This is a genomic window from Halobellus sp. Atlit-38R (assembly GCF_003665925.1).
In the GTDB taxonomy this organism is placed as follows: domain Archaea; phylum Halobacteriota; class Halobacteria; order Halobacteriales; family Haloferacaceae; genus Haloquadratum; species Haloquadratum inordinatus.
The window spans coordinates 20594-35884 of the sequence record NZ_QXIJ01000021.1 but is presented as its reverse complement, the minus strand read 5'-3'; the positions used below and the strand labels follow the sequence as shown (position 1 = coordinate 35884).

The 15291-nt window shown below is 51.2% G+C and carries 13 protein-coding genes; 8 read left to right on the top strand and 5 right to left on the bottom strand.

Annotated features, from left to right (window positions below; all coding sequences use genetic code 11):
- Positions 1-55 precede the first annotated feature (55 nt).
- From D3D02_RS16890 to D3D02_RS16880, 4 genes are all read left to right on the top strand, one after another.
- The gene (locus D3D02_RS16890; protein WP_233560690.1) at positions 56-460 is read left to right on the top strand and encodes a transposase; all 405 of its coding nucleotides are present in this window, start codon (positions 56-58) and stop codon (positions 458-460) included.
- Between the two features lie 374 nt (positions 461-834).
- Positions 835-2448, top strand: a complete 1614-nt coding sequence (locus tag D3D02_RS20440) for a hypothetical protein (RefSeq protein ID WP_147435660.1) — start codon at positions 835-837, stop codon at positions 2446-2448.
- A gap of 115 nt (positions 2449-2563) precedes the next feature.
- Complete coding sequence (locus D3D02_RS16885) at positions 2564-3304, top strand: NTP transferase domain-containing protein (RefSeq protein WP_121571135.1); 741 nt, start codon at positions 2564-2566, stop codon at positions 3302-3304.
- A gap of 52 nt (positions 3305-3356) precedes the next feature.
- A complete protein-coding gene (locus tag D3D02_RS16880; protein WP_158599398.1) occupies positions 3357-4457 on the top strand; it encodes a CDP-glycerol glycerophosphotransferase family protein in 1101 nt (366 codons plus the stop codon).
- A 77-nt stretch (positions 4458-4534) separates the two neighbouring features.
- Here the strand turns inward: D3D02_RS16880 and D3D02_RS16875 are convergent, their stop codons facing one another.
- Genes D3D02_RS16875 through D3D02_RS16860 form a run of 4 tightly spaced genes read right to left on the bottom strand, consistent with a single transcriptional unit; the run spans position 4535 to position 9306 of the window.
- Positions 4535-5698, bottom strand: a complete 1164-nt coding sequence (locus D3D02_RS16875; RefSeq protein WP_121571133.1) for a glycosyltransferase — start codon at positions 5696-5698, stop codon at positions 4535-4537.
- Positions 5695-7032: a sulfatase-like hydrolase/transferase gene (locus D3D02_RS16870; RefSeq protein ID WP_121571132.1), complete on the bottom strand. Its 1338-nt coding sequence runs from the start codon at positions 7030-7032 to the stop codon at positions 5695-5697. The genes D3D02_RS16875 and D3D02_RS16870 overlap by 4 nt, the downstream gene beginning before the upstream one ends.
- Positions 7033-7088: 56 nt before the next feature.
- On the bottom strand, positions 7089-8255 hold the full coding sequence (locus D3D02_RS16865) for a glycosyltransferase family 4 protein (RefSeq protein WP_121571131.1): 1167 nt from the start codon (positions 8253-8255) through the stop codon (positions 7089-7091).
- A 19-nt stretch (positions 8256-8274) separates the two neighbouring features.
- Complete coding sequence (locus D3D02_RS16860) at positions 8275-9306, bottom strand: DUF2304 family protein (protein WP_121571130.1); 1032 nt, start codon at positions 9304-9306, stop codon at positions 8275-8277.
- Between the two features lie 362 nt (positions 9307-9668).
- On the opposite strand from D3D02_RS16860, the gene D3D02_RS16855 reads away from it, so the two are divergent.
- The 3 genes from D3D02_RS16855 to D3D02_RS16845 are packed head-to-tail and all read left to right on the top strand — an operon-like array spanning position 9669 to position 12882.
- Positions 9669-10877: an NAD-dependent epimerase/dehydratase family protein gene (locus D3D02_RS16855; RefSeq protein ID WP_121571129.1), complete on the top strand. Its 1209-nt coding sequence runs from the start codon at positions 9669-9671 to the stop codon at positions 10875-10877.
- A gap of 26 nt (positions 10878-10903) precedes the next feature.
- Positions 10904-11848, top strand: a complete 945-nt coding sequence (locus tag D3D02_RS16850; protein WP_121571128.1) for an NAD(P)-dependent oxidoreductase — start codon at positions 10904-10906, stop codon at positions 11846-11848.
- 44 nt (positions 11849-11892) lie between these two features.
- Entirely contained in the window at positions 11893-12882 is a 990-nt protein-coding gene (locus D3D02_RS16845) for an NAD(P)-dependent oxidoreductase (protein ID WP_121571127.1), read from the top strand.
- Between the two features lie 45 nt (positions 12883-12927).
- On the opposite strand, the gene D3D02_RS16840 is transcribed toward D3D02_RS16845, so the two are convergent.
- Complete coding sequence (locus D3D02_RS16840; protein WP_121571126.1) at positions 12928-13785, bottom strand: TrmB family transcriptional regulator; 858 nt, start codon at positions 13783-13785, stop codon at positions 12928-12930.
- A gap of 328 nt (positions 13786-14113) precedes the next feature.
- Here D3D02_RS16840 and D3D02_RS16835 point away from each other — a divergent pair, with 328 nt between their 5' ends.
- Positions 14114-15289, top strand: a complete 1176-nt coding sequence (locus D3D02_RS16835) for a sugar phosphate nucleotidyltransferase (RefSeq protein ID WP_342764629.1) — start codon at positions 14114-14116, stop codon at positions 15287-15289.
- Positions 15290-15291: the final 2 nt, after the last annotated feature.

The following is a 15291-nucleotide window of genomic DNA, read 5'->3' as shown; positions in this document are numbered from 1 at the left end:
TTCTTGATGAAGACGAGACGGCGGACGACCTTCGGATCGTCCGCCTCGGAGAGCAATCGATCGAGTTCTTCATCGGTCAAGTGGCGAACGACCTCTTTTCGGCGATCGTTGCTCATCGTTCTCATTTCACACTCAAACTCCAAAACATCTCTCACGTACTAATCAGCGGATTCTGCTCGTCTTGGACAACTTCTCTTCGCACGTGTGCGAGTACACGCGTAGGCGAGCCCACCAACTCGGCATCGATCTCGTGTTTCTCCCGGTTGGCTCTCCGGATCTCAACCCAATCGAGCAGGTCTGGAAGAGCCTCAAATGGAAAGCATCACCGTTGATTGTGGAGAGCGCGGCAGAATACCGCGCTCTCCTCACTGAGCTCTTTGAGCAACTTACAACTCAGCTGAGTTTCGCAGCCTCGTGGATCGACAAGTATCTCGGCGGATACCTCCAGAAGTTACGCTAGGTACTACTCGGAGACCATCCCTGAGAACGCATACTCAATCCCTGCTGATGGACCATGTGTCACTCGCGTGTCGCCATCTATGAGACAGTGGCGAAATCAGCCGAGTCTAAACACGTACTAAAATACGAAGAGTATTTCACTATTGCTTTTATAATATTGAGGGTGTGAGCCAGAGGAAAAGATGGTTTGATCTCTCTCTTGCAGTCGTAATAATATTCTGTGGGTTAGGATTAGCTACGGTCGGCACTATCATTGAGATCCGGTATTTGACCTATGTTGGGGGGTCGGTAACTATCGGCTCTCTATTCTACCTCGCTTATTATTATTCACCTAGTATTCAATTACCACATTTTAATTACCGAAATCAACGCATTATGGATATTGTTGCGTTTATTGGTGTATTTTCGATGGCTGGAGTTTCTAGTATATCTCCTGGAGTTCCAGACGTGTTTTATTTGATTGCTTTTTTGATGACTTTGCTATTTGTTTTCCGTATCTGCTATACTCCCAGTAAGATAGTCATCATTCAGATTCTATTGTTTTCAATTGTCTTGCGTGCGGCAATATTTTTCAGTGCACCAGTAATCGGTAAAGATACAAGATTTCATATCGGTGCTACACGGTATATTCTAGATACTGGATTCGTAATTAGTGATCCACGGTATTATTATCGGTTTTTCCCAATAGCACATATTCTATCAGCAGTTGTTGGTAATATTACTAATTTTAACCCCAGTCGCTCATTCTTTTTCGGAGTTTCAATTCCAACAACAACAATCACGATATTGGCTGTGTTCGCATATTCAAAAAGAATTGCTAGTAATAACGGGTTTCAGACCGCTCTTTTTGCAGGATTACTCATAGCCATTATTCCCTCACACGTGGCTAGGTCTGGAGTCCCAATAGCGCAAACATTATCTCTCGCTATGATTTCGCTACTTCTGCTTGCAATCGTTGTAAACAGAGGTTGGCAGATCAAATTTGTTCTGTTCCTTTTTATCGTTGTTTCTACACTAACACATAATGCGAGCTTGATTATATTCGGTTTCTTCGGTCTATTACTATTATTGTTCAATATTCTTGGAGATCTTGGGAATAAAATCTATGGGTCAGATCTCGATACTATATCAATTATTTCGTTTTCTCTACCAATACTTGCAGTCACGGTGATTTCCACAATAACGTATTGGCGTATGATTGATTACTTTTCTTTGCAAGTAGGTCGAATCCGAATTATCGCATTGGGAGAGACTAGTGCAGTAACTCAAATTAGTAATAGTTCAATTAGCGGTGCTGCCTACTCATTTGCAGATCCAATCCTCCATCTCGGCATAGAACTATTTATTACAGTAATTGGGTTGATTTTCTCAATTTTGTGGGCTATAAAAAAGATAATTCACTTTGGTTTTGAAAGTGTACCAATTGGGTGGTTAGGTGCTAGTCTCATTTTATTTACGACAATCGGTCTGAGTATAGCAGCAGGAGGTACCGACAGAACATTCAGATTATTACCCGCAGTAGCGCTAATAATATCTCCAATTATTGCAATTACTCTAGAAGAACTTGGAAGCCGAAAAGTTGGTGTGATCTTAGTTACTATTATTATAATTATGAGTCCTACTCTTGCTGTTGTTGCCGCCGAAAATAATCTTAGGAACAATTGGACACCTCCGACTAATCGATCACCAGAGGATGCACAAGCCCATTTCAAATCATCTGAAAAGGCTGGTTTAGATTTCGCTCTTGAATATGCCGATGATATTCGTACTGGACCCTACGCCTATGGTGTAGCTCTGTTTGAGAACCTCAATAGACCCCCTTCTATCATTTCAGACCCAGTTTCGAGAGAAAATCTTACAACCACGCGATTGAGCAAATGTGGGAGTTTGACACTTTATCGCACAGTTTATGCTATGCAGGAAATTGAACGTCCACAAGGTAATATTGTTTATGATTCTGAGGGAGCAATCCTAATACGCTGTGTTTAGAATCTGTTCGAGACAGAACATTTTGTTTATATATCGATAGAATATATCAAATTATATCAATATGACCTATCCAAGTATACTTACTATTATATATTATTAGTTATTTTGTGTAGGTATGGAGGCAGTTATCTTGGCTGCTGGAAACGGATCTAGGATGGGAGAAATAACTCAAAATCTTCCTAAGATCTTTATTGATATCAATGAAAAGAGCTTATATCGGCATCAAGTTGAACGTATAGCACCGTATTGCGATCAGATTACATTCGTTTTAGGGCACGGTTTTGAGACGAATACAAACCCTGCTTCTAAGTTCGTTTTGGAAGATCTAGAATCCGAGGTGGAATTTGATTTCAAAGTTATTGATGACTGGGAAAATAAAGAAAATGCACATAGTGCTTTTGTTGGACTTCAAGACATCCACGATGATACATTACTTATTTGTGGAGATGTGATTTTCACCCAAGAAGTGATCCAAAAGATAGTAAACCGATTCTCGAGTCAGTTTGAACCAGCCGGGTTCAATGGGGTGGGTGCGATAGAAGGTTTGCAAGATCAGATGACTTCTGTCCGTTGGGATGAACACGGTGTAATTACGGAATATGGGGCAATTGAGGGACACCAAGAGATTGGTGTCTTTGTTCTTCATTCAGACTATATGCCTGAAGCGCAAGAGATTCTGAAGCAAAATCCTGATAATTGGTTCCCGATTATCTTTCAAGAATTGCCATCAAAGCGGATAATTGTTGACGAAGAAGAGAGGCACGAAATAAATACACCAGAACACCTCGATAAAGCCCGCGAAAAATGGGATAAACGCTCTTTAGAACTTACTACCGGAAAACAAAATAGCTATTGATAATTAACTAACTATGTGGTCTTATAAATTAATAAAGATTCTCTCTCCCTTTTTGTCTATTCTGTCATTAGTCAGAAATAAAAACAGCCTGTGGGTGTTTGGAGCAAGGGCGAGTCAATCATTTTCAGGTAATTCGAAATATCTGTACATATACTGCCAGAATCATCCAGATATCCGGCCCGTTTGGATTACGAAATCAGAAGAAGTGGTTAATAAACTAAACATTGAAGGTGTTGAAGTATACCACGCACATTCACTTAAAGGTGCAATGATCTGTGCACGTGCGGAATATGTTTTTATAACACATACAGTGAAAGACGTGAATATGTTTTCTGTGATTTTCTCAAAGGTGGTCCAGCTGACTCACGGTGTTCCAATTAAACGAATCGGATGGGACCGAAATCGTTCAAGAAAAAGTCAACTCCTTAAGCTAATCCGAGACTACATTTGGGGTGACTACCATTGTGTATTTGTTTCCTCTGAAAAGGTTATAGACTGTTTCGCAAGTGCTTATCATTGCTCTTCAGAAAAGATCGTCCCATCTGGATATCCACGAAATGATGTTTTACGAGATCCAGATGTATTCTCTCATCCGTTAGTGAAGGAAGAATTTCCACTCCCATTCGATCCTAACGAGAAGATCATTGCTTACTTACCTACATATAGAGCGTTCAATACGACTCCCTTTTATGAAAAGATTGATTTCAAAAAAGTAAATGCAATATTGGAAGGTACGCAATACAACCTACTAATCAAACCCCATCCAGGAACATCTCCACCGGTTATCGAAGGTTATGAAAATGTATATCAAACTAATGAATCAATAGATATATATCCACATCTGCATCGGTTTCAGGCTCTGATAACAGATTATTCATCAATCGCGTTAGATTACGCTGTTCAGAATCGTCCGATTCTCCACTTTATATATGATGTTGAAGAATATCGCCAAAATAGAGGGTTCTATTTTGAATTGGAAGAGATATTCCCTGGCGATAGTACAACATCACCGGAAGGACTAACAAAATGGACCCAAGAAATAACAAAATCAAAATGTATTGACGATCGACAGAGATATCATAGTGAATTTGTTCGCCAAGAAGGATTAGCATGTGAAAGTATAATAAACCAACTCCAAAAATCAAATAGATAATCGATTAATGTATCTACTTCAATTTTTATAGAATCTGATTCATCGATCAAATCCAAGCGACTATATGGATCACATTGTTAATTTCCCGTAGAAGCTCTCTGCATAACACCAAGAACAGTATTGGTGAACTGCTCGTTCGAAAATCGATACGCAGTCTCCTCATCTAGCCCTTCGTCGCTACTTTCAGCGATATCGAGAACCGTTTGTGGCATCGAAGAGAGATCGGTTAACGTCAATTTTGGATGCTCGATCTCTGGGAGGATTCCCACAGGCGTCGAAACAACAGGTGTGTTGAGCGATAGCGCCTCGAATACGACCGTTGGATAGGCCTCTACAGAGGATGTGACAAGCAGCACATCAGCGGCGGCGATAGTTCTGAGCGTTTCATCGTGAGGACGACGCCCGAGAAGATCAACTCTCTCCTCGACGTCGAACTCCGAAACAGCCCTCTCGACGACCGATCGATACTCGCCGTCACCAAGCACTGCTAATCGATAAGAGTCGGGCAGTTCTGAGAGAATTCGGACTGCCTCATCCGGTCGTTTCACTGGAACGAACCGACAGACTGAGACTAACAGTGATTCCTGCGGACCAACGCCAAGTTCCCGTCGGACAGATTCGACGTCCGACTCTGCGGCCTCGGCGAGAGCGTCCTGTTCAATGATCCCGTGTATCAGTTCAACTGAGGACCGCGACCACTTCTCGATTCGATCGCGAACACGTGGGGTTCGACAGAGGACGAAGCGCCCCATAAACAGCGAGAAGATCACGAATTCGAAGAGATTTCGAAAGTCCAGTGGATGCAGTTCGGTCCGTTCGCTCGGGGAGTACCCGACGAAGTTCACGACAGGTACCCCATAGAGTAGTCCGACCAGTTTCGCGGTCGGATGGAGTAAATGGTTCGTCGAGTAGATCACATCGTAATTGGTGTGACGCATCTCATAGGTCAGTCGCACGGTGAGCAACAAAATAAACACCAGTCGGTGGAGGACACCGTATGCCGAGTTCGGATGGTTGTCGGCCGGAGTAGCACGATATGGCCGATTGATTTCGACGTTGTGAACGGTTTCCCGTTCGGGTGTTTCAGAGGTCCGAGGTGTATAAACGGTGACGTGGTGACCGCGTTCGGCACTCAGCTTTGCGAAATTCCAGTCAGTAAAGGCTCCACCGGACGTCTTCGGATAGAAATCCTCTGCTAACTGGAGAATCCGGAGGGAATTCGGATCTTGGGAATCAGTCACTTGTACCCTAGTGCCTCTAACCGTTCGTCGACCTCAGTGGACTGTTCCTCGGTGTTCCCCTCTCGTGTCGTAGTGTCGACCGAATCCAGTCGAGATGCACTAAAGTCCTTCAACTGTTGCACAAGAGTCCCAGACTCGGCGTCCTCCACACTCAGCACTTCTGTCTCGGTTGGATCCCCCGCAAGATCGTACACCGCTTCAGAAACGATCTCCCCAGAATCGATCTCCCGCTCCAGTACCGCCTTCCAACGCTCGCCGCGAGCGGCGAAGCGCCTGATCCCCTCGTGTTCGTCCTCGCCGGTCGCACTCGCGAAGACGACCTCCTCATTCTGCACCAGCTCCCCGTCTCGATCCACGAGTGGTCCTCTGGGCAACTCCCTCCCGGACTCACCCGCGTATTCCAGCATCGTCGGAACGATATCCAGCGTGCTCACCGGCGTCGTCACCGTGTCACTCCTACGCTCACCCGGCAGCGAAACGATCAGCGGCACGTGCAGCAGCGACTCGTGGATGTATCGCGGGTGCGTGTAGTAGCCGTGTTCGCCGAAGGCGTCGCCGTGGTCTGCGGTCACGATGATCAGACTCTCTTCGAGTAGCCCCCGATCGTCGAGCGCGTCGAAAAACGCCCGGAGCTGATCGTCCAGATATCGGATCTCCCCGTCGTAGGCGTCGATCAGGGACTGTCGTTCCTCGTCCGTGATCTCGTCGGGACGATCGATCGTCTTCTGATAGAGCGTCTGCGCCTCGTCGTTCGACAGCTCGCGGTCGGCGTACGTGAGGCCCGCGGGCGGATTGTACGGCCCGTGGGGATCCATATAGTGGTTCCACAGGAAGAACGGCCCCTCGTCCGAGAGCCCGTCCAACCAGGAGAGCGACCGATCGTTGATCTCCGCCGCTCGGGCGTGGTACTCCCCTCTGTTCAACACGAATTTGTTCAGCGCCCGCTGAGCGAGCGCGACGAGTTTGTTCCGCCCGAGCACGAGGTCGTCGTCGAAGGTGTCGAAGCCGCTATCGTAGCCGTATGCCCGGGAGACGTACGGGTTCGAGTGGAAGCCGGCGGTTCGGAACCCTGCCTCCGAGAGTCGGTCGGCCACCGTCTTCGGCACGTATCGGTACCCGTTCGCCGCGAAGACGTCGGGATAACGACCGCTCAACAGCGCCGGGACGGCCTCCCGCGTGTGAGAACTCGTCGAAATTGCCGTCGTGAATTCGAGTTCCCGATCCGCGAGTTCGTCGAGGAACGGACTCGTCTCTCGTTCGTAGCCGTGCGCCCCGAGATGGTCCGCACGGAGCGCGTCGACCGAGAGTAGAATGATGTTCGGACGGTCAGTCATAGTGAATACCCGGTCGATTCGCCTTACGGCCCCTCGTCGTATTAGTCACTGTCATTTCAGGTGTGTGCACGCACTTGATCGTACACCGACGTCGCCTGTTCACCGACGCGGTCGAGACTGTACTGTTCGGCCTCCTCCTGATTTTCGGGAGTCGTAGTCTGCTCGCCGTCTCGTTCCTCGTTCAGTACGTCCATCATCGCCGCTGCGAACGCCTCCGCATCGCCGGCGTCGACGAGTTTGTTTGGCCCCTCCGGCAGCAGGCGTCGAATGATGTCCAGGTCGTTCGCCACGACGGACGTCCCCGTCGCCATCGCCTCCAGAACGGCGATGCCGAACCCCTCCTGCCGCGAGGGCAGCACGAAGACGGACGACTCGTGAAGCAGCGCCCGCTTTCGTTCTTCGGAGACGAAGCCGAGGAACGCCACGTTCTCCGAGATCCCCAACTCGGCCGCCTGTCGCTCTAGCCGGTTCCGTTCCGGCCCCGAGCCGGCGATACCCAACTGGGCCGAGGGATCCTCCGCGGCGACGAGCGCCATCGCCTCCAGCAGCCGGTCGATGCCCTTCCGGTGGACGAGTCGAGAGACGACCACGAAGTCGAACGCCTCCGTCTCAACCGTCGCGGGTGGCTCCAGATACGCGCTGACGTCCAATCCGTTCGGCACGACGTGTATCGGCACCGATGTCCCGTACCGAAGCAGCGCCTCTTTCGTCTCTTCGCGAGGGACGATAACGGCCGCATACAACTCGATACGCAGGAAATTCTGCACAACCAACTGAATGATACCGACAGGAAGCGGATATTTTTCGATTGCGCTCCGGTCGTGGTACTCGTGAACGAGGGCTACCACGGGCACGGATAACAGCGGCCCGAGGAACGCGACAAGACTCGGATGCGGTGTGTGGTTGTCGACAACGACATCGATATCGACGTGAAACAGCGTTGCGAGCAGGATCGGCAGCGACACGAACGGAAAGAGCGACCGCGCGAGGTAGAAGTGCACCGTCGGAACCCGCTGAAGGAAGTCCGGGACACACTTGACTGTTCGAATTTGAACGCCGTTGGAGACACGCTTCTGTGCGAACTCGGGGTCCGTACGACTAGCTACGACCCGGACGTCTGCACCGTTCTCTTGAAGCGTTGCCGCCTCTTCGAAGAGTCGACGATCGCCACCACCACCATCCTCTGGGTCTGTGTTATTAACGTATAATAGCGTCTGACTCATCGCGAACCGCTCCGTTGCGTCACCGAATCCATGTTGTCAGTATCGTCCGGGTCAATCCAATAGCGTATCCAAGTTGCGGTTTCTTCGTTTCCCCAGCTTCCCGTTCGTTAATCACCATCGGGATCTCCTTGATTTCAAGCCCGTTCTTCCGGGCTTCGATGATTAATTCAGGCGCGCTAAATCGTTCCTCGGTCAGCGTGAATTTCCCGATATCGTCACCACGGATGGCACGGTAGCCGTTTGTGCAGTCCGTAATCCCAGATTTCGTGAGCCGGTTAATGAGCCAAGTGAAAAATCGGATCCCCGTTTTCCGGATAATGCCGTTCCCAGTGCGGTCAACACCGCGGTAGCGTGATCCCATCACATAGTCAGCGTCCCCATCAAGAACAGGCTGAACCAGATTTGGGAGTTCTGCAACCGGGTGCTGGCCGTCGGCATCCATCGTCACCACCACTTCTGCGTCCTTTTGTTGAGCGATTTTGAACCCAGTACGGAGAGCACCGCCTTGGCCCTGATTTATCGGATGCTCAGCGACGGTCGCACCAGCGTCTCCAGCGCGGAGTGCCGTTTCATCATCGGAGCCATCCGAGACGACAACCGGTTCCAGTGGGTGGTCTGCAACCTGCTCTGGGAGCGCACTTAACACAGATTCGATACTCGCAGCTTCGTTGTACGCGGGCATCACAACGACGATCGGATGGTTGCCCCCGTCGAATCGTGCATCAGTTGCTGTCCCAGAGATTGAGAGGTTCCGCGAGAGTTCGGCGACATCCTGCTGTGTCTCGCGAAGAACAGTAAACAAGTACAAGATAACCCCAAGCAAAAACAGATTTCCAAGCAGGGAAACAGTAACAACCCGACTCTCTAGATTGAGGAGAGACCCAACCGCGTCATAAAACACCGGCGCAGAAGCCAGTACAATCAGTCCCAGACCAGCAACCGTGCCAACAATGAGATCACGCTTGGCGAACTGGGATCGATATCGCTCCCCACCCCAAACAATGGCACCAAGCCCAGTAAGGATTAGAATACCAGATAGAACCGCGTTCATTGCATTGTCACCGATACGTTCCGTACACTAGTGTCCCCTATTTTCAGTTGGTTCTGCATAGGTCCCGAGTTCATATTGTTGCAGACAGGTCCTTCGCGTCCTGCGTGCCTAACTATCAGCGAGTAATGAAGAGTGGCATATAATTGTTTCTCTACGAATGAAACTGTGGTTAAGAGCGTCCTAATTGGCGGTCGGACAATAATTACGATTTGGTTTGATTCCAGTAGTAGAACTGTATTTGCTCCTATTAAGGGGTCCTTAACCCGGAGGAATCGACGACCCGTAGTCAATGCAAATCCAGTGGGTGCCCTCAATCGATAAACATATACCAGATGCGTAGTAACTCACATACAGAGTAACCAATGACGATCATCGTTACTGGCGGAGACGGGTATCTGGGGTGGCCGACGTCACTTCGGATCGCGTCCCGAACGGATGAGCGAGTCCTGATTGTCGATAACTTCGGTCGCCGTGAGTGGGTCAGTGAGGTTGGCTCAGTGTCGGCCACTCCCATCGCAAACATTGAAACACGGCTCGAAGCCGCAGAAGAGGTCCACGGGCTCACAAACCTCTCATTCGCCGAAGGCGATCTCACGGAGAAAGCCTTCGTCGATGAGCTCCTCGAAGTCCACGAGCCCAGCGCCATCGTACATACGGCGGCCCAACCCTCCGCGCCCTACTCTCAGATCAACGGAGAACGCGCGAACTACACCCAACACAACAATCTCCAGGCAACCCGAAATCTTGTGTGGGGACTTGAGGAACACAACCTCACAGACACACACTTCATCGAAACAACAACGACGGGTGTGTACGGCGCACCTGAGTTCCCCATCCCTGAGGGCGGCGCGGCAATGGAGAACGGCGGTGAACGCGACGCCGTCCCGTTCCCGGCGATGGCCGGCTCGTGGTATCACCTCACGAAAAGCCACGATGCGGCGAACCTACGATTAGCCAACACGCAGTTTAATATCCCAATCAGTGACGTGCGGACGGCGATCACGTACGGGACTGGTGTCGAAGAAACGCAGGCTGATGAACGCTTGGCCACGCGCTTTGACTTCGATTATTACTTCGGGGTTGTGGCCCACCGCTTCGTCGCACAAGCAATTGCGGGGTATCCGATCACTGTCTACGGGAAGGGCGAACAGCGAAAGCCCTTCATCGCGCTGGAAGATGCTGTCGAGGGGCTTGCACAGCTGGCCCTTACGGACCCCGAGGAGCGACCGGCAGAGCACGTCGTGTATAATCAAGTCACGCGCCCGATCTCCATTGTCGAGATGGGGACGACAATCGCCAACGTCGCGACCGAATTCGGGTTCGATACCGATGTTGAGCACTTCGAGAACCCGCGCGATGAAGACGAGACCCACAAGATGGAGATCGAAAATGATCGCTATATGGACTTGATCGACGGGCAGTCAGTCACCTTCGAGGAGGGTATTCGAGGTGCCTTCAAGCACCTCCAGGACCGCACGGACCGCATCAGTGCGTATGAGGATCGGTTCCTCCCGGGTGTGCTTGAAGACCGACTCGAAGCGACCGAAGCGCCGGCTGCGGCGGACGACTAACCCACGCCGTTTTTCCTTTCTCACGTATGCATATACTCGTGACAGGCGGCTGTGGCTATATTGGCAGTGCGTTACTCCCGATCCTTCGAGATGCAGACGACGTCGAACACGTGACCGTGTTGGATGATTTCTCGATGTCCTCGCCGCGGAACTTATTGGAATCCGGGCTAGGGTGGGATGAGACACTCTCGTTTCGGCGTGGCGATGTGACTGAATACGGTGACATAGAGTCTGCAGTGCGCGGCTGTGATACGATCATTCATCTCGCCGCGATTACTGGCGCCGCAAGTACGCACGATCGGCGGGAGGAAACCTTCCGCGTGAACTATGGGGGGACAGAAAACGTCTTGCGAGCCGCCGGCAAGTTCGATGTCGAGAACGTTGTGTTTGCGTCGTCGTGTAACTTGTATGGCCGAGCAGCCACAGAAGACATTGACGAAGAGACAGAGCCGGATCCACTGAATCCCTACGCCGAATCGAAGTACGAAGCGGAATCACTGCTCGCAGATTCACAGGCTGAGTACGGATTCGATGGAACAGCGTTGCGGATGAGCACGAATTACGGGTACGCACCGGGGGTGCGGTTCAACCTCGTCGTGAATCACTTCGTGTTCCGCGCACTCACCGACCGGCCACTGACGGTGTATGGTGATGGATCGAACTGGCGGCCGTTCATCCACGTTCAGGATGCAGCCCGCGCGTACGCACACGCGGCGTTGCATCCTGCACAGTGGCCCGAACACGTGTATAATGTGGGACACAGCGATGGCAACTATCGCGTCAGCGAGATTGCTGAGGCAGTCCAATCCGAACTCAATCGCGATCTGGACATCACATATCTCGAGGACAAACATCCAGGGCCATCCTATCACGTGAACTTCGATCGATTGGATGCGACCGGGTTCACGCCCGAATATACGGTGCGTGAGGGCATCCGCGATCTCGCCACCAAGTTCCAACAAGAATCCTGAATCGAACCGGGGAGTATTTCCACCCCCAGCGTGCCGAGTTGTATATGGACGAGGAGCTGTCAATTGCAGTCACTGGGGCTGCAGGATTCATCGGAAGCCGCGTGGTGAAATTACTGCAGGCAGAACATCCTGAGTGGTCGATCACGGCAATCGATAACTTCTATCTCGGTAAGGTTCGCGAAATCGATGACGTCACTGTAGAGCACGTGGACGTGCGCCATCGCGAGACATTAGAAACAGCCCTGGAAGGGAGTGATATCGTGATGCATCTCGCCGCGATTAGCGGTGTGGATGACTGTGCGGACAACCAAGACCTCGCCTACGACGTCAACGTAACCGGGACGAACAACGTCGCGTGGTTCTGTCGAAAGACCGGCGCAGGCTTGGTGTTCCCCTTCAGTATGGCTGTGTTGGGCGATCCGGAGTCATTCCCAATTTCGGTCGATGATGAGCGCGAGCCCTTCAATTGGTATGGGCGGACGAAACTGCTCGGTGAGCACGCGATCGAAGGGTTTGCCGAGGATGCGTTCCCTGCACATCTGTTTTTGAAATCGAATCTGTATGGAGAACACGAAATCAACGGCCAGCGTGTCTCGAAGGGGACAGTGATCAATTTCTTCGTGAACAGGGTATTCAGCGATGACCCACTGACGGTGTATGAACCCGGCTCACAAGCACGGAACTACATCCACGTGTCTGATGTCGCCCGTGCGTACGTCCGAAGTGCTGAACGAATGGCAACCCAACTGGAACGTGGTGACACTGGTGTTGAAAAATACGAACTGGCGTCGGACGAAGATCCTAGTGTGATGTCCGTTGCTGAGTTAGTCCAGACAGTGGCCAAAGAAGAACTCGACCGCGACGTGGACGTCGAACTCGTTGAGAACCCACGTGCTGGTGAGGAAACGCTCGTGGATACGTTCACGGTGGATACCTCCCGGACCTATGACAAACTAGGGTGGGAGCCAACCCATACGATCGAGGACGTGATCCGGGATCTCATCCGAGAAAAAGCCGCCGAGAACGACTCCTAACACAGCCACACGACGAACGCCTAACGAGCACCCTCCACGAAGGCCCTACGCGTAGGGATCTTCAGCTAAGGTATCGTACGCCCACGTTAACTCGAAGTATCGGTTCAATCCAGCGACGAACGAGCCGTTTTCGGTGACTGCGGCTTGTCGTTTATGTAGGGGAATGTCTTTCTCTTCGACGAGTAAGATGGCCTGCCCGGAGTCATAGTCCATACTCGGGTCAATAATAGTCCCCCGCCAGGGCAAGCGAGTCGCACTGAACCGAATATCGATTGCGGGATATTCGGTCCGGATCCGCTCAATAATCGAGCGCTGTATGTCGCGATTGCCAGCATCTAACAGTTCTGGATCTAAAAAGAGGATGTTGATCGTACGACCAGCATCAAGAGCGTCTGCGACAGCTGGCTCAACGGCATCAAAGTATTCGAAGCTCTTGGTGAGGATATGAATCTGTTCTGTGGCGTCGTGATACAGCCCCCGTGTTTTACGCTCGCTTGGCTCGCCGACATCAACGACATAGAACAGCTCCTCTGTTGGTGAGGTTTCAGAACTCCCGGACGCATACAGGGGCTCGAATGCGCTGAGAAACGCGTCTCGATTTTGCTCGATCGTCTGTTCGTAGGATTTGTACGCTTGGCGTTCGTTCTCAGTCGCTTGCTCAAGGATTTCGGCTGGCGGCTTTGATTCGTATTCTTTCGGTCGGCCGGGGATGATCTTGATATAGCCGGCATCGGCGAGTTCTTCGAGGACTCCATAGATTCGGGCTTTCGGAATTCCAGTTGCCTCCGACAGATCTGGGGCCGTAGTGCGGCCGATTTCGATGAGCCCCTGCAGGGCTTGTTCTTCGTACTCGGTGAAATCAAGGATACCGAGTAGCTCCGAGGTATCGCTTGGATGAGTCATATGCCTACAGAGACGGGCCATCGTATAATCTTCCGGGGAAAGAGGATCCGAATCAAAATAGTAACTCAGAATATGAGTTACTCACCGACACCTATAAGTGAAAGCTAATTGAGTAACTAACGAAATGAGTAACTCATCACAAAACGAGGACCATCTCGAAGAACTCCCAGACGGAGCCGGCTGCGCCGAGATTTGGGAAGTGTTGAGCGAGCATCGAGACGGCGACAACGAGTCATAGCTCACACGACAGTACGCACTCCGAGCCGAATCACAGCGGATCGTCAACAACGCGTGCCAAAGGCTAAGAAAGACGGTCAGAACAGTCTGAATGACACCGATGAAAGCAGTCGTACTCGCAGCGGGGAAGGGGCGGCGTCTCTGGCCATTAACCGAAACGCGGCCAAAGCCGATGATTCCAGTGGCGAATCAGCCGATCCTCGAACACATTCTGGATGCGCTTGAATCAGTCGCTGTCGAGGAAGTCATCTTCGTCGTCGGGGCAAACCGTGAACGAGTCCAGAACTATTTCGGGAATGGGCAGGACCGCGATATCGAGATTTCATACGTTGTCCAAGAGCCCCAACTCGGGACTGGACACGCGCTGTTGCAAGCAGAGTCCCAGATCGGGAATTCATTTATCGCATTAAATGGCGACCGCATCATTGCGCCCGAAGTAATCGAGTCGATTTGGGACCGACAGCAAGCAACGCAGACCCCAACAATGGCCGTAACACGCGTCAAGGAACCGAGCCAGTACGGTGTCGTCACACTTGAGGGCCGAACGGTCACACAGATTCACGAACAGCCACACCCAGATCTCGCCGAATCGGACTTTATCAACGCTGGAGTCTATGCCTTCACACCCGATATCTTTGCTGCGATTCGACAGACGGACACACACGGCGAGCAAGCGCTCACGGATGCGCTCACGACATATATTCAGGACAAGCGCCTCCAAGCAGTTCCCTACCAAGGGCGGTGGCTAGATGTTTCAGAGCCGTGGGATCTCCTCACAGTAAATGCGGCCTTACTTGCTGGGGACGAACACCCACCAATTCCAGAAACCACAACTATTGCTGAGTCGGCTGTCGTCGTTGACAACGCCAGACTCGGTGACGGCGTCGGTGTCCATCCCCAAGCAGCGGTGCTCGATAATGTCACAATGGGCGATAATGTAACGGTTGGGCCAGGAGCAATATTGGAAAATGCGATACTTTTAGGTGATGTGACAATTAAACGTGGAGCAGTAGTGACAGACTGCGTTGTCGGGGCCAATACGACAGTCGGTCCAAATACGACAATCGAAGGGGGTGCCACTGAAGTAGTGTTAAACGATACCGTCTATCACGACGTGACGTTCGGCGCACTCATCGGTGACAACGTTACGATGGGTGGCAACGTCACCATCACTCCAGGGACAATTGTCGGAACCGACGCGACACTCGGGAGCGGCACGTATGTATCGGGCCATATCGATGACGGCAGTCACATCCAACGGGGCTAGCA